The organism is Bacillus sp. SA1-12, assembly GCF_000981385.1.
Classification (GTDB): domain Bacteria; phylum Bacillota; class Bacilli; order Bacillales; family Bacillaceae; genus Metabacillus.
The window spans coordinates 1-24,088 of record NZ_LATZ01000130.1 but is presented as its reverse complement, the minus strand read 5'-3'; the positions used below and the strand labels follow the sequence as shown (position 1 = coordinate 24,088).

The 24,088-nt window shown below is 37.9% G+C and carries 17 protein-coding genes; 14 read left to right on the top strand and 3 right to left on the bottom strand.

Annotated features, from left to right (window positions below):
- Positions 1-176: 176 nt before the first annotated feature.
- The 4 genes from abc-f (at position 177) to WQ54_RS26855 (ending at position 6,125) form a co-directional block, all read left to right on the top strand.
- Positions 177-2,054 (top strand): ribosomal protection-like ABC-F family protein, encoded by a 1,878-nt coding sequence (gene abc-f, locus WQ54_RS26870; protein WP_046589152.1) that lies wholly within the window; start codon positions 177-179, stop codon positions 2,052-2,054.
- Between the two features lie 446 nt (positions 2,055-2,500).
- The gene (locus tag WQ54_RS26865; protein WP_046589150.1) at positions 2,501-3,265 is read left to right on the top strand and encodes a DeoR/GlpR family DNA-binding transcription regulator; all 765 of its coding nucleotides are present in this window, start codon (positions 2,501-2,503) and stop codon (positions 3,263-3,265) included.
- Positions 3,266-3,528: 263 nt separating this feature from the next.
- Positions 3,529-5,238, top strand: a complete 1,710-nt coding sequence (locus WQ54_RS26860) for a metallophosphoesterase (RefSeq protein ID WP_046589149.1) — start codon at positions 3,529-3,531, stop codon at positions 5,236-5,238.
- A gap of 137 nt (positions 5,239-5,375) precedes the next feature.
- On the top strand, positions 5,376-6,125 hold the full coding sequence (locus WQ54_RS26855; protein WP_046589147.1) for an HAD family hydrolase: 750 nt from the start codon (positions 5,376-5,378) through the stop codon (positions 6,123-6,125).
- Positions 6,126-6,222: 97 nt separating this feature from the next.
- Here WQ54_RS26855 and WQ54_RS26850 read toward each other — a convergent pair whose 3' ends face one another.
- Entirely contained in the window at positions 6,223-7,515 is a 1,293-nt protein-coding gene (locus WQ54_RS26850; protein WP_046589145.1) for an aminotransferase class I/II-fold pyridoxal phosphate-dependent enzyme, read from the bottom strand.
- 529 nt (positions 7,516-8,044) lie between these two features.
- Here WQ54_RS26850 and cls point away from each other — a divergent pair.
- On the top strand, positions 8,045-9,493 hold the full coding sequence (gene cls / locus WQ54_RS26845) for a cardiolipin synthase (protein ID WP_046589144.1): 1,449 nt from the start codon (positions 8,045-8,047) through the stop codon (positions 9,491-9,493).
- 527 nt (positions 9,494-10,020) lie between these two features.
- Positions 10,021-10,968, top strand: a complete 948-nt coding sequence (manA, locus tag WQ54_RS26840; protein WP_046589142.1) for a mannose-6-phosphate isomerase, class I — start codon at positions 10,021-10,023, stop codon at positions 10,966-10,968.
- A gap of 100 nt (positions 10,969-11,068) precedes the next feature.
- On the opposite strand, the gene WQ54_RS26835 is transcribed toward manA, so the two are convergent.
- Positions 11,069-11,923 (bottom strand): TetR/AcrR family transcriptional regulator, encoded by an 855-nt coding sequence (locus tag WQ54_RS26835; protein WP_046589140.1) that lies wholly within the window; start codon positions 11,921-11,923, stop codon positions 11,069-11,071.
- Positions 11,924-12,292: 369 nt separating this feature from the next.
- Here WQ54_RS26835 and WQ54_RS26830 point away from each other — a divergent pair, with 369 nt between their 5' ends.
- The 7 genes from WQ54_RS26830 (at position 12,293) to blaOXA (ending at position 22,211) form a co-directional block, all read left to right on the top strand.
- The gene (locus WQ54_RS26830) at positions 12,293-15,490 is read left to right on the top strand and encodes an efflux RND transporter permease subunit (protein WP_046589138.1); all 3,198 of its coding nucleotides are present in this window, start codon (positions 12,293-12,295) and stop codon (positions 15,488-15,490) included.
- A gap of 494 nt (positions 15,491-15,984) precedes the next feature.
- Positions 15,985-16,608, top strand: coding sequence for a DUF47 domain-containing protein (locus WQ54_RS26825; RefSeq protein WP_046589137.1), 624 nt, complete (start codon positions 15,985-15,987; stop codon positions 16,606-16,608).
- Between the two features lie 81 nt (positions 16,609-16,689).
- A complete protein-coding gene (locus WQ54_RS26820; protein ID WP_046589135.1) occupies positions 16,690-16,926 on the top strand; it encodes a hypothetical protein in 237 nt (78 codons plus the stop codon).
- A gap of 117 nt (positions 16,927-17,043) precedes the next feature.
- On the top strand, positions 17,044-18,726 hold the full coding sequence (locus WQ54_RS26815) for an alkaline phosphatase (protein WP_046589133.1): 1,683 nt from the start codon (positions 17,044-17,046) through the stop codon (positions 18,724-18,726).
- Positions 18,727-19,114: 388 nt separating this feature from the next.
- A complete protein-coding gene (locus WQ54_RS26810; protein WP_046589131.1) occupies positions 19,115-20,227 on the top strand; it encodes an endospore germination permease in 1,113 nt (370 codons plus the stop codon).
- A 304-nt stretch (positions 20,228-20,531) separates the two neighbouring features.
- Complete coding sequence (locus WQ54_RS26805) at positions 20,532-21,107, top strand: pyridoxamine 5'-phosphate oxidase family protein (protein ID WP_231597662.1); 576 nt, start codon at positions 20,532-20,534, stop codon at positions 21,105-21,107.
- Positions 21,108-21,422: 315 nt separating this feature from the next.
- Positions 21,423-22,211, top strand: coding sequence for a class D beta-lactamase (gene blaOXA, locus WQ54_RS26800; protein ID WP_231597670.1), 789 nt, complete (start codon positions 21,423-21,425; stop codon positions 22,209-22,211).
- A 56-nt stretch (positions 22,212-22,267) separates the two neighbouring features.
- Here the strand turns inward: blaOXA and WQ54_RS26795 are convergent, their stop codons facing one another.
- Positions 22,268-22,738: a DinB family protein gene (locus WQ54_RS26795; protein ID WP_046589126.1), complete on the bottom strand. Its 471-nt coding sequence runs from the start codon at positions 22,736-22,738 to the stop codon at positions 22,268-22,270.
- A 276-nt stretch (positions 22,739-23,014) separates the two neighbouring features.
- Here WQ54_RS26795 and WQ54_RS26790 point away from each other — a divergent pair, with 276 nt between their 5' ends.
- Positions 23,015-23,830, top strand: coding sequence for a pentapeptide repeat-containing protein (locus WQ54_RS26790; RefSeq protein ID WP_046589124.1), 816 nt, complete (start codon positions 23,015-23,017; stop codon positions 23,828-23,830).
- The last annotated feature ends 258 nt before the right edge of the window (positions 23,831-24,088 follow it).

The following is a 24,088-nucleotide window of genomic DNA, read 5'->3' as shown; positions in this document are numbered from 1 at the left end:
CATCTAAAACGGTGAAAACATCTCTTAACCCACATTATATCAGGACAGGTAAAAAGAGAGCTTTTTCATGCTCTCTTATTTTTATGCCATAAAAAGTCCTAATTCATTAAGCCATGGGAGGTTATGTCTTCTCATGGTTTTTTTGAGTACTTTTTTATTCGAGGAGGATAATGAATATGATCGCATGCAGTGTAAATCAAGTAGGAAAAATGTATGGTGGTACTCCCATCTTTGAAAATATATCAGTTGAAATTCACGAAAAGGATCGGGTTGGTTTAGTTGGGAGAAATGGGGGTGGAAAAACAACGTTTTTTCGTTTGCTGGCTGGTGAAGAAAAAACTGATTCGGGCCAAATACATTGGAAAAAAGGAATTGAAATTGGCTATCTTGAGCAAATTCCAAACTTTCCTGGAGAATCAACGACTAAGGATGTTTTGAAAACAGCTTTTTCAGAGCTTTTCCAAATAGAAGAAAAAATGAAGAAACTTGAGGTTGAAATGGGGAAGGAAACAAACGGAGAGAAACTACAAAAATTAATCGATGATTATGGGAATCTCCAAGACCAATTTACATTAAAAGGGGGATATGAAATTGAGGCAAATATCGAAAAAATCGTTAACGGCCTAAACATTCATGATCTGCTTAATAAGTTATTTGCCAAATTAAGTGGCGGAGAAAAAACGAAGGTTGGCTTGGCCCTTATTCTTCTCAAAAAACCAGACTTATTATTATTGGATGAACCGACCAATCATTTAGATTTGATGGCGGTGGAATGGCTTGGCAGCTTTTTGAAAGATTATAGTGGAACGGTTGTCGTCATTTCGCATGATCGTTATTTTCTTGATGAGGTTGTGAATAAAATATTGAATTTAGAGGATGGAGAAATTGAATGCTATCATACAAACTTTTCTGGCTTTGTGAAAGAAAAAGAGGAACGGCTTCTAAGAGAATTCCAAGCATATGAAGAGCAGCAAAAGAAAATAAAGAAAATGAAGGAAGCGATCAAACGGCTAAGAGAGTGGGCAAACAGAGCCAATCCACCTAATGAAGGTCTGCATAAACGAGCGAGAAATATGGAAAGAGCATTAGAAAGAATGGAAAAACTGAATCGTCCCAAAATAAATCGAAAGAAAATGAATCTTGAGATGGATTCTTCTGATCGAAGTGGAAATGACGTTATTATGCTTAATGGAATATCAAAACGTTTTGGAGAAAAGTCATTATTTGAACAAGTCCAAATCCATGTGACCTATCAAGAACGAGTTGCTATTGTCGGAGAGAATGGAACAGGAAAATCAACCTTAATCAAACTGATTCTTGGGCACCTGCAAGCTGATGAAGGAGAAGTTAGGATAGGTAGTAACGTAAAGATTGGGTACTTATCTCAAAACATTTTTTCTGATATTGATCATGAAACAATCATTGAGGCATTTCGCAATGAGGTAAGGGTGACAGAGGGAGAAGCAAGACATATCTTGGCTAGGTTTTTATTTTATGGCCATATGGTTTTCCGAAAAGTTTCTCAGCTTAGTGGGGGAGAAAGAATAAGGCTTCGTTTAGCCCAACTTATGTATCAAGACATTAATTTCCTTATATTAGATGAGCCAACTAACCATTTGGATATTGAGTCTCAAGAAGTTTTAGAAGAAGCACTTGAAGAATATAACGGAACGATTTTAGCCGTCTCTCACGATCGTTATTTCCTAAATAAGTTATTTGAAAAGATTTATTGGATTGATTCAAAAGAAGTTCATTGTTTTGAAGGGAACTACAATTGGGCTAAGGATAAAATGGTTTTAAAAAAAAGCAAGGCAAAACAAGTAACAGTAGAAAAAGATAAAAATAAATTACCTGCTATGAAGAAGACGATAGAAGAACAGAACGTCAAGTATGAATTCGCGGAAAAGGATTTAGAAAGGGTAGAACAAAAGATTTCAGAATTGGAGAGAAGCTTAGGGGAGATTCAAGAATTGGAGCATTTACAACAACTATATAAAGAAAAGGAGGAACTTGAGAGGCAGTGGGAAGAACTTTATGAACAACTTGATAAATAACCATTTGACTTAAGTAAAAATGGCAAAAGCAGAAAGGTGCTTGACTGAAAATGAGTGAAATCAGGCGATCTCATTTATATCACATGATATTGGACCCCTTATGATCTCAATATTGGGTTATTTTCAATCTTTAAATCCAGATGAAATGACGCCAGAGATTAGAATAGAAATATACCAGAATCATTAAACATTGTGCATTGAGGATAAAAGTAAGGAAGGTAAGATAAAAAACATCTTTTATTGCAGAGCGTCTTATTTGCCCTAGGCAGAGCAAGGCGCTTGCGCTTTTCTTAATGAAGGAATCTCTAAAATCTTTTTAATATGGCAAGATGCTGGCTCTGCTCTTCATATCTTATGTGAATGAAATAAAAATAGTAATTTGTATTTTGTTGTAAATTACTTCATTTAGTTGTATTTTATTGTTATAAGGTGATAGGAGTGGGGCTATGTTTGCACAGCAACGGTATAATGATATCATAGATCTCCTGAATGAAAATGGGTCAGTGAAAGTTTCGGCCTTAATAAAACGTTTTGGAGTTTCATTTGAAACAGTAAGAAGAGACTTAGAGTATCTTGAAAAAGAAGGATATTTAAAACGGGTTCACGGCGGTGCCGTCTTAGATGAGGTAAACAGTGTTGAACTGACCTTCACAACGCGTGAAACGAAACATACTGCAGAAAAGAAGGAGATTGCGGAGATCGCGACAAGGTTTGTTTCAGAAGGCCAATCGATTGCAATGGATGTTAGTACAACGAACACAGAAATTGCTAAAGCTTTCAAAAAAAAGTTCGAACGATTGACCATATTAACGAATTCATTACCCATTGCGAATGAGTTGGCAGAGATGCCGAATTATACAATCATTCTTCCTGGAGGAGTTTTAAGAAACCAAGAGCTTTGTCTAGTAGGAGAGATGGCTGAAAAATTCATTTCTCAATTTTTTATTGATACGTTTTTTATGAGCATGAGCGGAGTTTCTTTGGCACAAGGACTAACTGATTATGGAATAGGTGAGATCCAATTAAAAAGTCAAATGTTAAAACAGGCTCAGAAAGCAATTGTTGTGGCAGACAGCAGCAAGTTCGATGTTGTTTCGCTAATGAAAGTATGTAACATTGACCAAGTTGATTCCATCATAACGGATTCAAATTTAAGTGAGAAAATCCGAGATAAGTATTTAAATAATGGGATCCAAATCATAAATAAGTAAAAAAAGCAGAATGATAAGCCTCCTGCCAATGACGGGAGGCTATTTTTTTATATGTAAATGTTGAAATGGTTGTATTTAATTGAATTTTAATGTTTATTTAGAATTAATTTACATATATTTCACAATAAATGCACATTCATTCGATAATATGTACTTAATTAACCGATGAACTAATTAGGCGGGTGTTGCTCTTTAAGGATTGTATAGGATTAGATTTAGTAATTTATCATAGGAAAAATTATTGATAGATAGGGGATTAAAAAATGGCTAATGAATTTGAATTTCAAGATGAACAAATCGAATCAAAAGAAAAGAAATTCACCAGAAGAAAGTTTTTAGAGGGAACGACAAAGGTTGCAGGGCTTTCTTTAGGGATGGCGTTGGTTAATCCAATGAGCAATTTAACCGCTTTTGCTGCTGATGATAAAGAGAAGAATGGTCATCGCAGTAAGCCTATTCTTGTGTTTCCTGTCATAAGTGATGTACATATTAAAAAGACTGGTACAAAGGATATACAGAAGTTTAGTAATACGCTTCAGCAGTTGAATGACGTTGCACCTAAGCAAGATGCCTTTGTTGTGGTCGGAGATTTAACCGATAATGGATTTACAGAAGAATACGATCGCTTTATGTCCATCTATAATGCCGGAAAACAATCACAGGCCGTTTCTTTAATGGCCATTGGAAACCATGATTACTGGAATGGATTATCCGTAGCTGATGCGCAAAAGCTTTTCTTTAAGAAAACAGGGATGGAATCGATTTATTTTCATAAAGTGATTAAAGGCTATCATTTTATTATTCTCGGAACTGAGGATGGAAATACAGAGGGGACTTTTTCTGTTAAGCAAATTAACTGGCTGGGTGAAAAATTAAAGCAAGCAAAAGCGGATGATCCTAAAAAACCGATATTTGTTTTCCATCACCAGCCAATTAAAGATACGATTTATGGAAGTGAGTGGGGCTTCTCCGGAAATAGAGATCTTTTTTATAACACGTTAAAGGAGTATCCGCAGGCGATCACGTTTTCTGGTCACACACATTATCCATTGGACGATCCAAGAATTATCCATCAAAAAGATTTTACGACTGTAGGTACTTCTACAGGCTCTTATATATGGCTTGATGCTGGAAGAATTCAAGGGGAAGTGCCTGAGGGGGCTGATTTTCTTAATCAAGCTCTTATTGTAGAGGTATATTATAACAAAGTCGTCATTAAACGTCGTGATATTCATAACAATGACTGGACAGGTGAGCCATTTGTCATTAGTTCCCCTGCCAATAAGGATAAGTTCCTTTACACTGAAAAAAGAGCAGACAAAACGGCTCCTATCTTTGAAAAAGATGCAAAGCTGACGATCGTCCAACCAACTTTAACTGGATTAACGATCGCTTTTAGCCAAGCGAAAGACAATCTTCTTGTCCACGATTATAAAATAGTAGCCAGAAACTTGGGGACTGGAAAAGCAGAGAAGGAATTCCTTGCCTTTTCAGAATTCTATAAAGATTTTGTTCCAAATCCGTTAGTGCTAAATCTTGATGGATTAAAACCTAATACAAGATATGAGCTTGAAGTACAAGCGCTTGATGCCTATGGAAATGGAAGTAAGAATGCTTTAAAAGCAACAGGTAAAACACTGCAAGGTGAAGTGAAAGAAGTAGCCATTACCTTATCAAAAGATACATTAAATGGAACAGCGGATACAGTAGAAGTCACGTTAGAAAATGCCAGAGTTCCTCAAAGTGACTGGATCGGATTATATGAAGTAAATGAAGAGCCGGGAGGTCCGGCTTCAATCTGGTGGATGTATACAAAAGTAGAGAATGGAACCTTTAAAGTAACGTATAATCCGAAAGATAATATCTATCCTGACAGATACAAAGAAGGCTCAACCTATAAACTCGTTTATTTCTACGGCAGTGGATATGATGCTGTTGCTTCGGCAACATTTACTGTTGGCAGCAAAGCATAGGTAAAGTTTATTATAGATTAAGAGTGTATATATGCACTTACCAAACGTAAAGCTTGCTGGAAAAGAAGATTCGAAGGTTGGATAACTAGTCACTCGAACGTAGGCAGAGCTGCATAGAAAGGCTGGTGATATTAAAGATGAATAAAATTAAAGGCATCTTATTTGATAAAGATGGAACTCTTATTGATTTTCATTCGATATGGGTCCCAGTCGCATTTGACCTAGTTGATCAGTTATTAGTTAAAGTTACTGCGGATAAGAACGGCTATTTGAAAACCGACTTATTAAAATCAATCGGGGTCGCAGAGGAGTTCATTTCTGCTGATGGGATTTTAGCATCTGGTACAACCCGTGACATCAACGACGCATTTGAAGGTATTCTCCAAAAACATGGTTTAGTCTTCCGTTCTTCTAAGCCACTATATGAGTGGATTACGGAAAGATTGTTAGCTTTAACAAAGCTTCATGCTGAAAACATTCAACCGGCTGCAGACTTAAAGTCATTACTGCTGGAGTTAACTAATCGAGGGTTTGTGCTAGGGGTTGCAACTGCAGATGATTATGAATCAACAAAAATCTGCTTAAAGAAGCTTCAAGTTGAACAGTACTTTGGGTTTATTGGATCATCGGACCGCTATGAAAAAAAACCAAATCCTCTAATGGCAGAGGAATTTTGCAGACAATGTCAATTGAAGCCAGAGGAAGTGGTGATTGTTGGAGATACAATCGTAGATTTAACCTTTGCTAAAAACGCAGCTGCTGGTCTAGGAATCGGTGTATTAACAGGAGCCAGTAAAAGGGAGCAGCTTGAACCATTAGCAAGCATGATCCTTCCTTCAGTAGGTGAACTTATTACAGAAGATGGCAGACTTGTTTGGGATGCTTAATCAGATGAAGCAGTTCATTACCTTATTTTGTTAAAACATAATTAAGGATTGAAGGTATAAATAAAGCCCGCCATTATCATATTGGCGGGCATTTTATTTACTGAAGGTCTGCTGCACCTTTTGCAATTAGATCAAATAATTCCTCAATATCAGATTCCTCTACACAAGAGAAGGCGATCCGAAGGTCTGTAGAGTTGATCGAAATTGTTCCAACACCGTATTTGTCTAAAAGGTGGACACGAAGCTCTTCAGCATCGATATTGTGAAGCTTTAGGCACATAAAGTAGCCTGAGTTGAATGGATAATAAGTCCAGTATTTTTTATAATCCTCTTTCGCAAGAACCTCTTTTGTTTTATCAGCTCTGCTTTTCATTAGCTCAAACTTCTGTTGTTTTTCGCTCTGGAAATCATTGGATAACAATGATTGCAGAATAATTGTTTGTGAAGGGTGTGAACCGCTTGAAATCGTTCCGCGAATGATTCCTTTTGTTTTTTGCTCCAAAGCGTTTAAAATAGCAGCGCTTTTGCTGGCATAAGTGATAAAGCCGACACGGAAGCCCCATACGTAGTTTTCCTTTGTCGCTCCATCTACTTTAACTGCAAGGATACGCGGATGTGCATCTGCTAATAAGCTAAAGATCGATTCCTTCATTGAATCCTCATAAAATAATCCGAAATACGCATCATCAATCAATGTGATAATATTTAAACCGTCTTCTGCCGCTTCTTTAAGAACAGCTGCAATTTCCTGTGCTTCTGATTCAAGAGGTGTATAGCCAGTTGGGTTGTTCGGGAAGTTTAATAACACTACAACTTTCCCAGCTTCCTTTTGCGCTTGAATCGCTTCTTTTAAGCCGGCCACATTAAATCCTTCAGCATCATTAAATAGAGGGAACGTATTCATTGTTCCGCCTCGGCGAACTTTGAACGTAATATTATAGTTCCCCCAATATTTATCCGGTACGATAACAGGTGTTCCTTCATCAACGAATAAGTCAGCAGCAATACTTAAACCATGTGTAAGAGCATTTGTGACGATTGGTGTTCCCATTACTTCTTCATTTAAGCTTGGATTGTCAGCGAGAATTTTTTTCTTCCAAGCGCTTCTGAGGTCCTCTTTTCCTTGCGGAGCAGCGTAAGGAAAAAGATCTTTTGGCGCTACTTTGTCACCGAACATGTCTTGAATGTGTTTAAAGTGCATCGGCTGATTGTTTTCCGTTGCGATTCCGATTGTTGCATTAAAGCGGTGAGCTTTTTTACCTGCTTCCGCAGATTGGCTCAAAATTCCCTTTGGATAAAATAATTCTTTCCCAAGCTGGGACAGCATATCATAGACGTACTCGTTATCTTCTTTAATTGCATTATTTAATGCTTGTGCTAACTCATTCATTCCTTGTTTTCACCTCTATGGAAAATTAAATGTTTTGAAAATTCATTAAGAGATATTTTATCATACTAAAGATTGTTCTCACAGTGTATTCAAAAAAATTTAATACGGAAAGTTTTGTTGGATTTACATTAACATTTAATGGCAGTCTAGTTACCTTAAAGATTATTTCACGTTATACTAATAGGTGGAACCTACTTGAATATTCTTCCCATCTTAACGTGCAGTAAATCTCTGCATCAAGATTCAAAGACTCAAAGGTGATAAGCGGAGGATAACTGCCCGTAAGATCTGACGAAGGACAGGATGTCCAAGTCAGGCGATACATAAGGATGTGGCGGTTTAAGCGTGATAAGTTTCGCTGACCATCAGTGGAGATGAGTAAAACCCCACTAATGGCAGTCTCACTTTTTAAGTATACTCCTATTGAGTGCAGAGTGGGATATACTTGAGATCATTTTTATGAACAATTTTGAACATGGGCGGTTCCTTTAAGCTTTCCACTAAATTCAGACGCAAATGAGGTATAGACATGCATATTATCTCAATTTTATTAGGAATTATTATTATTCTAAACATCGTCTTTGCTGTTGTTATGATTTTTCGTGAACGAAGAGATGCTTCCTCATCCTGGGCATGGCTGCTCGTGCTCTTTTTTATCCCGTTGCTGGGCTTTGTACTATATCTCATATTTGGACAAAATTTAAGCCGATACCACATGTTCCAATGGGAGGACCGGAAAAAGCTTGGTATTGAACGGTTGTTAAGCAATCAGCTGGAGCAAATTCGCAATGATACATTTGAGTTTCGCAATGAAACAGAGCGAGATTACAAGCAGCTTATCTATATGCATTTGATAAATAATGATGCGGTGTTAACGAAAGAAAACCTTGTTGATGTCTTTACCGATGGCAATAAGAAGTTTACGAAGCTATTGGAGGATATTGAACAGGCAAAAGATCATATCCATCTGCAATATTACATTTTTAAAAAGGATCAGCTTGGCAAGCAGCTTTTACAGGCCTTAACGAAAAAGGCGCAGCAGGGTGTGAAGGTGAAAATTTTATATGATGATTTAGGGTCAAGAGGATTGCGGCGCTCCTTTTTTTCAGAGCTAAGAGCGGCAGGGGGAGAGGTTGAAGTATTTTTCCCATCAAAACTGAGATGGATTAATTTACGGCTTAACTATCGCAATCATCGAAAGCTTGTCATCATTGACGGCCAGATTGGCTATGTAGGCGGTTTTAATGTCGGTGATGAATATTTAGGTCTTGATCCGAAGTTTGGCTATTGGCGTGACACGCATTTAAGAATACAAGGTCCTGCCGTATATGCTGTGCAAACACGGTTTATTTTAGATTGGAATCAGGCTGCACATAAACGAAAGATTCCTTACCTGCAAGAGCATTTTCCAGAAACGGTGCGAAAGGGAGATAGCAGCATACAAATTGTCACAAGCGGCCCTGATTCAGAATGGGAGCAAATAAAACACGGCTATATCAAAATGATTTCAACCGCGAAAAAAACAATTTGCATCCAAACACCGTATTTTATTCCTGATGCCAGCTTACTGGATGCCTTGAAGATAGCCTGCTTATCTGGCGTTGAGGTCAAGCTGATGATTCCGAATAAACCGGATCACCCGTTTGTTTATTGGGCCACGCTGTCCTATGTCGGAGAAATGCTTAGCTCAGGTGCGCGCGTATTTATTTATGATAATGGATTCATCCATGCGAAAACGATCATTGTGGATCATGAAATCTCATCTGTCGGCACAGCGAATATCGATGTAAGGAGCTTTAAATTAAATTTTGAAGTGAATGCTTTTCTTTATGATCCTGACATTGCGAAAAAGCTTCATGATCTGTTTCATGACGATATTTCCTTATCCCGCGAACTGACATTAGAAGCCTATGATCAGCGTTCAAAACTGATTCGATTTAAAGAGTCAATTTCAAGGTTGCTTTCGCCGATATTATAAAATACAACCGGGCAAATTTGTCCGGTTTTTGTAATATCAGATATATCATGTTGCTCCTCTTTTGAAGAATAAATATTAGTTTCAGTGCCTAGCCCAATAGAAGGCTTTAAAAAGATAAAACTTTGTAAAATTTCTGGAGAAAAGTCCGATAGAAGGCATTAAAAGGACAAAACTCAGTAAGTGCTCCAAAGAAAAGTCCGATAGAGGGCATCAATAGGACAAACCCAGATAAGAGACCCGACGAAAAGTCCGATAGAAGGCATCAAAAGGACAAAACCCACACTCCTCCCTACAATAAGGCAACATTTGCGCATGCAGACTTCTTATTAAGATGATAAAGTAGCTGGCATTAACCAAAATGATTTCTGATCATCAAAACGTAGTTGCCTCCACAAAGCCATTTATTAATAATTGTTTTGTGATATAATGAAAGCGGTTTAAATAAGCTATTTTTACATAATAGATTAATAGAACGGTTCAAATTGGATGACACAAGCATGAGAATACTATAAAAAGGAGGAGTCCGTATGGGCAGGCTGCTCAAGCTAAAACCTGTTTTTAAAGAAAGAATTTGGGGCGGGACCGCATTAAGAGATTCATTTGGCTATGAGATTCCTAGTGACCAAACAGGTGAGTGCTGGGCAATAAGCGCTCATCCAAATGGGGGTAGCATCGTCGAGAACGGTCCATTTGCGGGAAAGGAGCTAAGCTGGCTTTGGAATCATCATCGTGAGCTCTTTGATCAATATGAAGGAGACCGTTTTCCGTTATTAACGAAAATTCTTGATGCCAAAAAGGATTTAAGTGTTCAGGTACACCCTGATGATGACTATGCGAAGGAACATGAAAATGGAGAATTAGGAAAGACTGAGTGCTGGTATATTATTGATTGTAAGCAAGATGCTGAGCTGGTCATCGGGCACCATGCCCGTTCAAGAGCAAAACTTGTGCAAATGATTCATTCCGGCGGCTGGGAAGAACTGCTTAGGAGGGTAAAGATAAAACCAGGTGACTTCTTCTACGTGCCAAGCGGAACCATTCATGCATTATGTGAAGAAACTTTGGTGCTTGAAACCCAACAAAGCTCAGATACAACCTATCGTGTCTATGACTATGATCGTATTGATCAAAATGGTGAAAAAAGGGAGCTTCATTTAAAAAAAGCAATCGATGTCGTAACAGTGCCAGATACCACCCAAAAATCGAATGTTCATACATATGATCATGGCTCTGCACAGGCCACAACATATATAGAGGACAAGTACTTTTCTGTTTATAAATGGGATATATCAGACGACTATCATGTTAAGCGCCATGCACCGTTTTTATTATGCAGTGTCATTAATGGAAAAGGTGAAGTAAAAGCTGATCAGGAGACACTTGCAATAAAAAAAGGTGATCACTTCATCATCACTGCACGTGCAACAGACCTCATGGTTTCAGGAAATCTCGAACTTATTGTTTCACATCCTTAACCATTAAAAAGAGGCTAGGTACAACAAAACAGTCAGACCCCCTGAAACGAGTTAATTGTTCTGTCAATTGATATTGTTGCAGGGGGTCCAACTTTGGTTTTTAATCATTCGTCAAATCAAAGAACTTCTCAATCAATGTTTTCACGTGTTCTAAGTCAGGTTCATTTTTTAGATTTCCTAACATACCCTGGATAACTGGAGTCCGTGGTTTTTCTCTCTCTATTTCACCCTCTAGTACTTCTAACGTGATGGTAATATCTTCATTTTCTACTTGCTCTTTTGCATGCTTTATTTTTCTAAGTACATCCTCTTTAGTTGGTTCAGGATAAAGCTCGGATAACTGTTCCACATAATCAGAAGTTAAAATAGGCTCTTCATTCGAGCGGATAAAGCCTGCAGCCATATCGTCCATTCTCTTCAAGATAAAGTTTGACAGCCTCTGCAAATCAAAGGAAGCCTTATCGAAAATGATCAGCTTTAAATACGAATGAACAATGCCTTGCAGAATCATATTTAAATCATAAATATATGGGTTGATTGGCTCTCCGTATATTTTTGAGAGTGATTCATGATAAAAGCCGCTAATTTCAGCACTAACTTTCCTGATGAAATGTTCGATTTCCGAATTGATCGGGATGGTTTGTTCACGTATTTGCATAATAATAAATTCTTTGTGTTTTAGAATTTCCTCCAGCTGTGCCTCCAATTGGGCAATAAAGGTCTCACGCGGTGTTAAATTTTTAAGTGTCAATGAATCTAGCTTTGATTGAATTGATTGAAATTGATATTTAAAGGCTGCCAATAAGAGAGCCTCTTTTGATTTAAAATATAAATAGAATGAACCTTTTGAAATTCCGCAAGCATCAACAATTTCTTGAATGGTTGTAGCGGAATAACCCTTTTTAGCAAAAAGACTCATACCTGCTTCTATAATCTTCTTTTCTTTGTCTTTCATCTTATTCTCCTTAGATTGATAGCCATGTTAATGGTTATACTAAAATGTAACTCCCATTTGTGGGGGTATTTCTTCCCGATTAATGGGCGAAACTTATCACGCTTAAACCGCCACATCCTTATGTATCACCTGATTTAGACATCCGGTCCTTCGCAGGGACTATATGAGCAGTTAATTCCACACTTATCTTCTACTGTTCTCAAATACTGCCCGGCAAAATGGGATAAAATAATATGACCATTTGTTCACATTTATAAAAAATTAAAAGCTGAATAGTTCCGTAATCATTGACTGTGACCAGTCGGTCATATATATTATTAATTGTTATGACCGATTAGTCAAATTCGATTTATACGTTTGGGGGATAATATGAATAGCATAATTAATTTTGTCTTGAGAAACAAGTTTGCTGTATGGCTTCTAACTATTATTATAACCGCAGCCGGCCTGTATTCGGGGTTAAATATGAAACTAGAAACAATACCTAATATTAATACTCCGATTATTACGGTAACAACCGTTTATCCAGGAGCAACACCTCAAGAGGTTGCAGATAGCGTGACAGAGCCGATTGAACAGATTGTTCAAAATCTTAATGGTGTAAATGTTGTCAGCTCGAATTCGATGCAAAATGCCTCCTCCATCCAAATTGAATATAATTTCGAAAAGAATATGGATGAAGCAGAGGATGAGCTAAAAGACAGTTTAGAAGAAATTGAATTGCCTGAAGGGGTAAATGAGCCGGATGTGGCAAAGCTTAGCATCAATGCCTTTCCGATTCTGGCCCTCAGCATTGCCAATGAAAATCAGTCTCTTGCAGAACTGACAACTGTTGTTGAGGAAGAAATACTGCCAAAATTAAAGGGCGCAGATGGCGTATCTTCCGTTGAGATTGCCGGTCAGCAAGTAGAGGAAGTTCAGTTTACATTCAATGATGATAAAATGCAGGAATATGGGCTGGACGAGGAAACAGTGCAAAATATAATCAAAGGGGCAGATGTGAAGCTTCCACTTGGCTTATACACGTTAGATGATACAGAAAAATCTGTTGTTGTTGACGGAAATATAATGAGCATTGATGATTTGAAAAATATCGAAATTCCGGTGACTCCTTCCGCTCAAGGTGCCGGACAGGGAGCAATGCAAGGGAATCAAGCTGCAGGTATGACTGGTCAGTTTGATCAGAATGCTCAAGCAGCTGCACAAGCATCTCAAGGAGCGGCGCAAGCTTCTCAGGCGGCACAAGCGATGGAGCTTCCTACTGTTAAGCTTTCGGAAATTGCCGACATTAAATTAGTAGGCAAGGCTGAATCGATTTCACGAACAAATGCGAAAGAAGCAATTGGTATTCAAATTGTCAAAGGAACAGATGCGAATACCGTTGATGTTGCCAATGAAGTAAAAGAAGTATTATCTGAGTTTGAAGATGATATCGAAGGTCTCGAGGTTATTTATACGTTAGACCAAGCGACACCTATTGAAGAGTCTGTCCAAACAATGTTAAGCAAGGCTATGTTCGGAGCCTTATTTGCTGTCGTGATTATTCTCTTATTCTTAAGAGATATTAAATCAACGTTGATTTCTGTCATCTCGATTCCTTTATCGTTGTTAATAGCGATTATTCTTTTAAATCAAATGGATATTACGTTGAACATGATGACGCTTGGTGCGATGACAGTTGCAATTGGCCGCGTGGTGGATGACTCAATTGTTGTCATTGAAAACATCTATCGAAGAATGTCACTTAAAGGTGAGCCGCTTAAAGGAAAAGCACTTGTCCGTGAGGCAACGAAGGAAATGTTCATCCCAATTATGTCGTCAACAATTGTAACGATTGCAGTATTCCTTCCGCTGGCATTAGTAAAAGGAATGATTGGTGAATTATTTATGCCATTTGCTTTAACAATGGTCTTCTCCCTATTAGCATCATTGCTGGTCGCGATTACCATTGTTCCAATGATGGCCCACAGTTTATTTAAGAAAAATCTATATGGTGAAGGCAAAAAAGCAAAGCATAATGAACATAAGCCAGGTCGATTTACAGGAGCTTATCGTCGTCTTTTAAATTGGACGTTAAACCATAAAATCATTACATCAGCTCTAGCGATTCTTATGCTTGTCGGAAGTTTTTTCTTGGTACCTGTCATTGGCGTAAGCTTTATGCCATCTGAAGAAGAAAAAATGATGATGGTGACATATTCCCCAGAGCCAGGAGAAACAAGGGAACAAGCCCAGAAAAATGCTGAAATAGCTGAAGACATCTTTTTGGAAAGACCAGATGTAAAAACTGTTCAATACTCATTAGGCAGTGAAAACCCAATGAACCCTGGAGATACGAACAGTGCCATTTTCTTTGTAGAATATGAAGAAGATGCTGAGAACTTTAGCAAGGAAAAGGAAGAGGTTGTAAAAGACATCCAAGCTGCTACTGAAGGCGGCGGAGAGTGGACGTCACAAAACTTCGCTATGTCAGGAGCCAGCAACGAATTAACGATGTTTGTCTATGGTAACAGCATGGAAGAGATTGAGCCAGTTGTTGGAGAGATCCAAACGATCATGAAGGACCATGATTCCTTGGATAAGGTTGAATCAAGCATGTCAGAAACCTATGAGGAATACACATTTGTTGCAGATCAAGAAAAACTCAGCAAACTTGGTTTAACAGCAGGACAAATTGGCATGGAGTTAAGCCAAACGAGAGAGCGTCCAATTTTAACAAAGATTGAAAAGGACGGCGAGGAATTAACTGTTTATCTGCAGGTTGAGGAAGAAACAGTTGAGAATGTTGATGACCTGACCGAGAAAACCATTCAATCACCGCTTGGAACAGAAGTGAAAATTGGTGATGTTGTTGAGATAAAAGAGGGTGAAACTTCTAATACCGTATCAAGACGTGATGGCAAAATCTATGTTCAGGTATCTGGAGAAATTAAAACAAATGATGTAGCCAGCGTCTCAGCAGATATTCAAAAAGAAATTGATGACCTGGATGTTCCTTCATCCATCGACATTAATATGGGTGGCGTAACAGAGGATATTCAAGAATCATTTACACAGCTAGGACTTGCCATGCTTGCGGCCATTGCAATTGTCTACTTCATTCTGGTCGTTACCTTTGGCGGCGGTTTAGCACCGTTTGCGATTCTGTTCTCACTGCCATTCACAGTCATTGGTGCACTTGTCGGCTTGTACATTGCCGGAGAGACTGTTAGTGTCAATGCCATGATGGGAGCGTTAATGCTCATAGGAATTGTTGTCACGAATGCGATCGTTTTAATTGACCGAGTCATTCACAAGGAAAAAGAAGGATTAAGTACTCGTGAAGCATTACTCGAGGCTGGGGTTACTCGTCTTCGCCCAATTCTCATGACAGCCATTGCGACAATTGGTGCATTAATCCCATTGGCTTTAGGTTTAGAAGGCAGCGGGATTATTTCGAAGGGACTTGGAGTAACCGTTATTGGCGGTTTGACAAGTTCGACTCTGTTAACCCTTGTGATTGTCCCAATTGTATATGAACTTTTAAGCAAACTGCGCCGCAAAAAAGCGGCAGTGGACGAAGAATAAAAATAGATTAGGGTCTGACATTTGTCAGATCCTTTTTGTCTTACTGGTAGTAAAATCCACACTTCAAGTATCAACAGATGCCAAAAAGATTAGTTGGGGAATAACTGGCCGTAAAAATTGGATGGGGGCTTGTTGTCAAAGTCAGGCGATACATGGGATGGGGGTTAAAAAATGGTGTTTTATGCAAACCCTATCTGATGTAAATCTCACTTAATACATGATTTACATTTTAGTTGCGTAACCTTCATAATAAGAGGTATATTTATATATTAAGTTTTTGTTAACTTTTCGACAAAAACTATCATAGATCGATAATTTTCTTTATAATTCGATAAGTGCAATTTTATATTCCAGTCTTAACACGCGAAGCTAGGAAGATAAGGGGGAGAATTAATTGTCCGTAAGGAAGATAAACCTCTCTTCTCATTTTTGGGGATAAAATACTTATAATGATAGGAGTCTAACTTTATTAGTCTTTGATGGGGGAAAGAAACATGTTTTTTTTTAGGGGAAAAAAGGATAAGTTATCGGTACTTTTAGTACAGATGACGGAGAATCTTCAAGAGGCAGCACAGTTTTTTTTAGAGCAAGAACTAACAAATCATGCTGAACTTCAACAATTCGTAAAGAGCATTAAACAATATGAAAAAGTCGGGGACGGTTATGTTGAAACAATGATGAAAGAATTAAATCACACGTATATTACCGTCATTGATCGAGAAGATATCTTACAGCTTGTTGTTTGCTTAGACAATGTATTAGATGAAATGAACCATTGTGCGGGATTATTAGACATGTACTCCATAACAAAACCGACTGAGCAAATGAAAAAATTCAGCCAAAAAATCTATGACGCGGTCATTGAAATATCTCATGCAGTCGAGTTGCTATCACGCCGAAAACTATCGGCGATTACACCGTATTCAATAAGAATCAAAGAGCTGGAAGCAAATACGAATAATCTTTTGCGAATGGCCATAAAACAATTATTTGCCACTACAAGGGACCCAATCAAGATCATGCAATGCAAGGAAGTGTATGAATCTTTGGAGGGGATCGTGAATGAATGTCGCAGTGTTGCTATAACATTGGATAGTATTATCATGAAAAATTCCTAGGGGAATATTTGAGATTTACAATACAAAACATAAAAAAGATACTCTAGTAGCATACATTTATAGGCTACTAGAGTTTTTTTATTGAATTTTATTAGGCATTATCCATCATCTTTTTTTAAAATTATTGATTACAAGCCTTTTAATGGGACAGAAGTAACTGTGGCTCAGACTTCTGCCTTTGCTGCTCATGTAACAGAACATTCTCATAGACAATTTAAAACAGTAAAATATTGTTATAAGGTGGTTTGCTGGTTTGAGCCTAAGGGTTGGTTAGGTACTGCTACAGCAATCTATTTCCTTTATTTACTAAACGAATAAAAAGTATTAAATTTTTGTTTTTTACACAAAATTAATAGAAATTTACAAAAAGACAAAATCCCCTTTACATAGTAATGGTAGATTTAACGATGTCGAAAAAAGTATGGAGGGGAAATAATGAATAATTTTCGTAAAAAGATGATAGGAGTAACGTTAGCGGGAACGTTAGCACTTGGTTCCTTAAGTATAGGAAGCATGATGAACAGCGAAGAGGCAAAAGCCGAACCAAAAAGAACAGGAAAGGAACCTGTTAATGTGATCATGATGGTCATGGATGGTACAAGCTCAACAGCTACTACATTAGCCCGCTGGTATAAAGGTTCACCTCTTGCCATGGATCAGATTGTATCTGGGGGAGTTCGCACTTATTCAGCGGAATCAGCGATTACTGATTCTGCGCCGGCAGGAACAGCTTTAGCAACAGGAAATAAATCCAATTCAGGATACGTTGGTGTATTACCTTCCGTTGTGAATTCACCTGGGGAAGATCCAATTAAAGAAGAAGACAAGTTTCGTCCGGTTGCTAATGTCTTAGAAGGTGCGGAACGTTCAGGACGTGCGACAGGAATTATCGCTACATCGGAAATTCAGCATGCTACACCTGCTGGTTTCTCTGCTCACCACTCTAACCGTAATAATTTTGACGTTCTTGGTGAACAACAAGTTTATCAAAATATGGAGGTTGTCTTAGGTGGAGGAAAGGCATCACTTTTGCCAACGTCAAGTAACGGAACTCGTAAAGACAACGAAGATTTGGTGAAAGTTATCCAAGAGAAAGGGTATGATTTTGTTGAAACAAAGGATGCTCTATTAAATTCTAAATCTGATAAAATCTGGGGTTCTTTCGCCAATGCTGCTCTTGCATATGACATGGATCGAGAAGCAACCAATCCTGAACAGCCGACGCTTGCTCAGATGACAGATAAAGCAATTAACACTCTTTCAAAAGATAAGGACGGATTCTTCTTATTTGTCGAGGGAAGTAAGCCAGATTGGGCGGCACATTCAAACGACGCAATCGGGATTATTAGTGATGTATTAGCGTTTGATGCCGCAGTGGCAGAAGCTTTAGAGTTTGCTAAGAAAGATGGAAACACGATGGTTATTGCGTTAACTGACCATGGTAACAGCGGTATTTCCATCGGTAACAGCAATACAACAAAAGGCTATGATACAACACCGGTATCAGCTTACATTGATCCTTTGAAAGAAGCAAAAATGACTCTTGAAGGTGCTACAAACAAACTAAAGGATGATTTATCTAATTTAGAAGAGGTAGCGGCACTTTACGGCTTAGACAACTTAACAGCTGATGAAAAAGAAAAGTTACATACTGCTCAGAAGAAAGCGGATGTAGGCCCAATCTTGGTTGATTTATTAGCCAATCGTGCAAACATCGGCTTTACAACAGGCGGCCATACAGGTGAAGATGTATTCTTATACTCTTACGGTCCGCAAAGGCCGTTCGGGCTAGTCCAAAATACTGACATTGCGAAGACAATGTCTGAAGCAATGGGCTTCGATTTAAAGGATTTAACGAATGAATTATTTACAGAAGCCGGTTCTGCCTTCAAGAAAATTGGAGCAGAAGTCACAATCGACAAAACCGATGCAGCAAATCCAGTGCTTGTCGTAAAACGCAATAAAACAGAAGCAAAATTGTTTGTAAATAAAAATATCATCCGTATTAACGGAAAAGATTATGAGCTAGGAAGCGTTGTCGTAGAAAGCAACGGCAAATTCTATGTTCCTGAAAAAGCTGTTGATTTATTCAAGAAGTATTCTCCAAATAGTAAATAGATAACAAAAAGAGCTGATCAAAATGAACTGCACCCTAATTGTTAGACATACCTAACAATTGGAGGTGCAGTTTTTTATGGCCAAATATCCTCTAGAAACTTAATGAATTGGTATGAAAGCTTGCTTTAATGGAGTTCCAATCAATTGGTGAAATAGTTTCGTGAATAGTCACTGACTCTCTTTGGTCTTTTGTTGTTAATTTGAATTAGTTGAAATAGTGTAGTTTTTAATGATGGTGAAAAAATAAAACAACAGCTAGACAAGATTCGAAATCTAAGGTGAAGAAACGTATAAATTAATTGTATCAAAGTTGGGGAAATAGCTAATTTACATAACGTTTACTAAATGGGAAATAATAACCAAGACTATTTCATATTAGGAGATCAAAATGGATCAGCAAAAAATAAGCGCCCTTCAACTTTTCTATGTCATTATTGGATTTGAAGTTGGAAATAAGTTAATTTTCGGAGGGGGAGGTTCTGCAAAACAGGACGCCTGGTTAACCATATTAATAGGTATGGTATTTGGAATGATATTGATGTTGATCTATGTCAAATTATCCGATTATTATCCTGGTGACACATTAATCCAAATGATCCCAAAAATCATAGGGAAGTATCTTGGCTATCCGATCATTTTATATTATCTCTGTTATTTTACGTTTCTTGCCTCAACAGCCTGCCGAGATTTCAGTGATTTAATTTATTCAACTATTTTAACTGATACTCCTATGCCGGTTATCACCGTAAGTTTTATGGTGTTAATGATTTATTGTCTCAGCGGAGGCGTGGAAGCTTTTGCTCGTATGGGAGAGGCGGTCTTTCCTATTTATATTTTTTCCCTTATCGTGATTTGGATCCTTTTATTTACTGTTCCCGGCTTTACCATCAATAACCTTGCCCCGATATTAGGAAATGGCGTAAATCCGGTAGTAAAAACCGTTTTCCCATATGAAATTACCTTTCCATTCGGTGAAACAGTCATTATTACCATGTTTTTACCCCTTTTATACAAAAAGAAGCATGCAAGAAAGGCAGGACTTGCTATCATTTTGATAGGAGGGGTTTTGTTAGTGACCAATACCATCATCAACATATCAGTGTTAGGTCCAGAAATTTACAGTCAGACCCCTTATCCTCTAATGCGTGCTACACGTATGGTTTCAATAGCCGATTTCCTTGAGCGGTTTGATGCACTGGTTATTTTAATGATGGTAGCAGGGGTGTTTTTTAAAGTTGGAGGATGGATGTATGGTGTTTCTGTTGGTATTACACAATTATTTAACCTAAAGAATCAACGTTCCATAATTCTTGCAATCGGTACGATTATTATTCCTTTATCATTCTTATATGCAGACAACTATAGTGAAGCCCGGGATGTGGGTATAAAATTTATTCATCCTTATCTACATATACCGTTACAAATGATCATTCCAATAGTATTAGTTTTGATCGCATTTATTCGGAATAAATTTAATTTAAAATCATCTCAAAATGGATAGAAAAGGCGGGTTCCTATCATACTATGTTCCTTATTACTTGAACAAGAAAAGAGGCTTTTATTTTTATTGGGAGAGGGCTCTTTATTTGTCAATATTTCAAAAATGCGAAGGAAAGTCACACTAAACCTAAAAGATAAGGTTGTCCTTCTTAGAAGAAGTTAGTAATATGAATGAGGCAGGAAGAAGAAATTCCTGCTTTTGTTTATACGAAGAACTGTAAAAATAAAATGGTATTTTATTATTAGATAAATGTAATTATAGGAATTGAAAGGGTTGAGAGGCAATGTCAAGAGGAGAACGCATATTGCAAGAACAACATGGAACAACGAAGAAAGCATCCTCTTTTTATGAAAACCAAATGCTTCATTACGTAAATGATAGGATGACAGCTTTCATAGCCGAACAAGGGATGATGTATATCGCAACAGCTGATTCAAGCGGGAACTGTGATTCCTCTTTTAGGGCAGGACCGGCAGGATTTGTAAGGGTACTAGATCATAAAACGTTATTATATCCGGAATATAAGGGAAATGGAGTAATGGCAAGTTTAGGAAACATTCTTGAAAACCCTCATATCGGATTAATGTTTATCGATTTTTTTGAGCACTCAATTGGATTGCATATAAATGGACGAGCTTCAATTATAGAAAACGGGCAATTATCCCAATTAAAATTATCAGAAACGGTCATGGATGATTTAAAAGAAAAAGAAGGAAATAGAGCAGAACGCTGGGTGATGATCGAAGTAGACGAAGCTTATATTCATTGTTCAAAGCATATCCCCAAATTAAAACAGCTGGACAAAAAAATAGAAATCGGGACAGATAATGAAAAACAAAAGGGTGGGGATTTCTTCAAAACAAAGATAAACTCTAAGTAAGTAGTATGTGTAAAAGTGAGCAGAAGCTAGCAAGAACTACTAAAAAGCCGATTTCCTTAAAAAGTAAGGAAATCGGCTTTTTTCAAGATAGATTAGGATGTTTTTACAAATTGTATTTAGAAGATTTTAGTTAAAAGGTATTGGTCAAATTCTATTTAAAAATAAACAAATAGGTCGAAGAAAAAAGCCTTGACGATAAAAACTTACATGTGTAATATTTTATTTAGAAATATTACGTTTGTAATATTTAACATAGATAATAATAGATAAGGTGATGAAACGATGAAAAAACGTAAAGATCTAGCAGTTTTTTGCATGCTTATTTGTACAGCTGTTCTCTTGACATGTGTACAACCGTCAAATGAAGCAAATGCTGCGAAAAACAACTTGAATAGTAAGAAGCTCGACGTTGAGGAATTTTTTGATAATGATGAAGGAACATTCGTCCTACGTGATATCAACAAGGGCAAAACCTTTATTTACAATCACGAACGAGCGAAGCAAAGATTTGCCCCGCAATCAACGTTTAAAGTGCCTAATTCACTCATTGGGTTACAGGTAGGGGCTGTGAAGGATGAATATGATATTAAATACTGGGATGGCGTTGAGCGCGAAATTGAGATCTGGAATCAGGATCATACTCTTGGATCTGCCTTAAGAAACTCTGTCGTCTGGTACTATCAGGCAATGGCCCGTGACATAGGAGAAAGTCGCATGCAGGAGTGGGTTCGAAACATTTCTTATGGAAATCAAGATATCAGTGGAGGAATTGATCAGTTTTGGTTAAGCAATTCTCTTAAAATTTCCCCAATCGAACAAGCAGAGTTTTTGGAAGCTCTTTATAAAGAGGAACTTCCTTTTGATCAGGGAGTCATGAAAACAGTTAAACGAATGATGATCCAAAAGGAAGGCGACGACTTTACCCTTTACGGGAAAACGGGACAAGGGTCAGGGATTGGCTGGTTTGTCGGTTTTATCAAAACAGACAATCAAGCGTATAGCTTTGCAACAAATATTGCTGGCAAAAGCGCTGATGCTAAAACCATTACAATGGAGATCTTAAAGAAATACCAGTTGATAACAGAGCAGCGTAAGGATAAATAAGGAAAAAGGGGCTGACTTTTGAGTTTGCCCCTTTCCAATATCCTATTCTACTAAACTCAGTTTTTAACACTTTCTAATTCAATCACGCGCTTCATCGCTTGGATTTGCCCAATATGTGTGGCTTCATGTATGACGGTAAAACCTGCAAGCTCTCCATATGTTTGACAACCAATGATCGGTTTTTCGAAAACGAGATCCAGCTGTTTTGCAGGGATTTCCTTGATACGTGTTATTTGATCCCTTAATTGTACAATGAGCTGCTCCATTGGAGGGATTTCCCCTTTCCAGTCAGCAGGTTTTGTTCCATTTCCGAATAGTTCCACATAATTCACAGGGAGATTGGTTGATCGTTGAGGGAAAGCAAACATCGTTTGTTCAGTAACGGTCAACACATGACCTGTATGCCAATGGATCGTGTTATTAAAACCATCTGGCTGTACATCAATATGTTCAGTTGAAACGGACTCTAAAACCTTAATTAAGTATTCTCTTGACCTTTCAAATTGCCTCAATAAAAGCTGATCCATTATTATTTCCCCTCTCGTTTTCTCGTTTCAAAATCATCACCATTATAACACCATATATTGGTAAATGACATAGGAGAAGAAACCTACCTATAATGGAAAGTGGACGAATCTTCTTATAGAACTTTTTCCTCATTATATGAACATAAAATAATCTACACTAATAAGTTCGTTTCCTATAAAATAGAAAATGGCAATTGCAGGAAAGTTTTCTAGAAGGATTAGAAATATGAAGATAGAAAAAAGACCAAGCTTGATAATAAAAGGAAGTGTAAAGGTTTGTTAAAACAATTAAGTGCAGACTGTGAAAATTGCTTTGGTTTGTGCTGTGTAGCTTTGCCATATGCTAAATCGGCTGATTTTCCACGTGATAAGGATGGAGGTACTCCATGCTCAAATTTGCAAGCGAATTATCGCTGCGGTATTCATAAAGATCTCAGAAACAAAGGCTTTCGCGGCTGTGCTGTTTATGAATGCTTTGGTGCTGGACAAAAGGTTTCTCAAATTACCTATGGTGGAAACGATTGGCGTCAAAGCACTGAAATGGCTAAGGAAATGTTTGAAGTATTTCCCATTATGCAGCAGCTTCACGAAATGCTTTATTACTTACACGAAGCAGCAGGCTTACAAGAAACCCAGCCGATTCGCACACAGCTGCAGGCTGCTTTAGAAGAAACAGAAAAACTCACTACTTTAAGTCCAAAATCAATCATAGACCTTGATGTCCCGGCACATCGGGCAAACGTAAACGAACTTCTAATCCGGACAAGTGAACTGGTCCGTGCAAAGGCTTCGCATGCAAAAAATAGAAAAACACCAAAGCTAAAAAGGGGAAGTGACCTAATTGGGGCAAATTTGCGAGGAGCTGACCTAAGAGGTGCGAACCTAAGGGGAGCTTTGCTTATCGCGGCTGATCTTCGAAAGGCTGACATGAGAACGACTGACTTGATCGGGGCAGATCTCAGGGATGCAGACGTAAGCGGTGCAAATCTTACGGGGAGCATCTTCCTTACACAAGCACAGGTTAACTCAGCAAAAGGAAACATTCATACGAAACTGCCAGCATCTTTACGAACTCCAGACCATTGGCTGTAAAAAGGAAATAAGAGTACGTTACAAAATTGGCGGGCTTAAGATGGACGATGTAAATAAGAGAATAAGAGAAAGCAAGACCCTATAAAGAATAGATAATAAAAAGTAGTGAAGTGTTTATCACCTCACTACTTTTCTAAGTGCGCCCAGCATGGGTGTAATCTATAGGGTGAAAGTCCCGAACTGTGAAGACAGAAGTAACAGTTAGCCTAACACAAGGGTGTCTATGGTGACATGGAATCTGAAGGAAGTGAGCGGCAA

What these genes read in the sequence shown, in the direction of transcription:
- abc-f (WP_046589152.1), top strand. Translation starts at nt 177, where the DNA reads ATGATCGCATGCAGTGTAAATCAAGTAGGAAAAATGTATGGTGGTACT.
- WQ54_RS26865 (WP_046589150.1), top strand. Translation starts at nt 2,501, where the DNA reads ATGTTTGCACAGCAACGGTATAATGATATCATAGATCTCCTGAATGAA.
- WQ54_RS26860 (WP_046589149.1), top strand. Translation starts at nt 3,529, where the DNA reads ATGGCTAATGAATTTGAATTTCAAGATGAACAAATCGAATCAAAAGAA.
- WQ54_RS26855 (WP_046589147.1), top strand. Translation starts at nt 5,376, where the DNA reads ATGAATAAAATTAAAGGCATCTTATTTGATAAAGATGGAACTCTTATT.
- WQ54_RS26850 (WP_046589145.1), bottom strand. Translation starts at nt 7,515, where the DNA reads ATGAATGAGTTAGCACAAGCATTAAATAATGCAATTAAAGAAGATAAC.
- cls (WP_046589144.1), top strand. Translation starts at nt 8,045, where the DNA reads ATGCATATTATCTCAATTTTATTAGGAATTATTATTATTCTAAACATC.
- manA (WP_046589142.1), top strand. Translation starts at nt 10,021, where the DNA reads ATGGGCAGGCTGCTCAAGCTAAAACCTGTTTTTAAAGAAAGAATTTGG.
- WQ54_RS26835 (WP_046589140.1), bottom strand. Translation starts at nt 11,923, where the DNA reads ATGAAAGACAAAGAAAAGAAGATTATAGAAGCAGGTATGAGTCTTTTT.
- WQ54_RS26830 (WP_046589138.1), top strand. Translation starts at nt 12,293, where the DNA reads ATGAATAGCATAATTAATTTTGTCTTGAGAAACAAGTTTGCTGTATGG.
- WQ54_RS26825 (WP_046589137.1), top strand. Translation starts at nt 15,985, where the DNA reads ATGTTTTTTTTTAGGGGAAAAAAGGATAAGTTATCGGTACTTTTAGTA.
- WQ54_RS26815 (WP_046589133.1), top strand. Translation starts at nt 17,044, where the DNA reads ATGAATAATTTTCGTAAAAAGATGATAGGAGTAACGTTAGCGGGAACG.
- WQ54_RS26810 (WP_046589131.1), top strand. Translation starts at nt 19,115, where the DNA reads ATGGATCAGCAAAAAATAAGCGCCCTTCAACTTTTCTATGTCATTATT.
- blaOXA (WP_231597670.1), top strand. Translation starts at nt 21,423, where the DNA reads ATGCTTATTTGTACAGCTGTTCTCTTGACATGTGTACAACCGTCAAAT.
- WQ54_RS26795 (WP_046589126.1), bottom strand. Translation starts at nt 22,738, where the DNA reads ATGGATCAGCTTTTATTGAGGCAATTTGAAAGGTCAAGAGAATACTTA.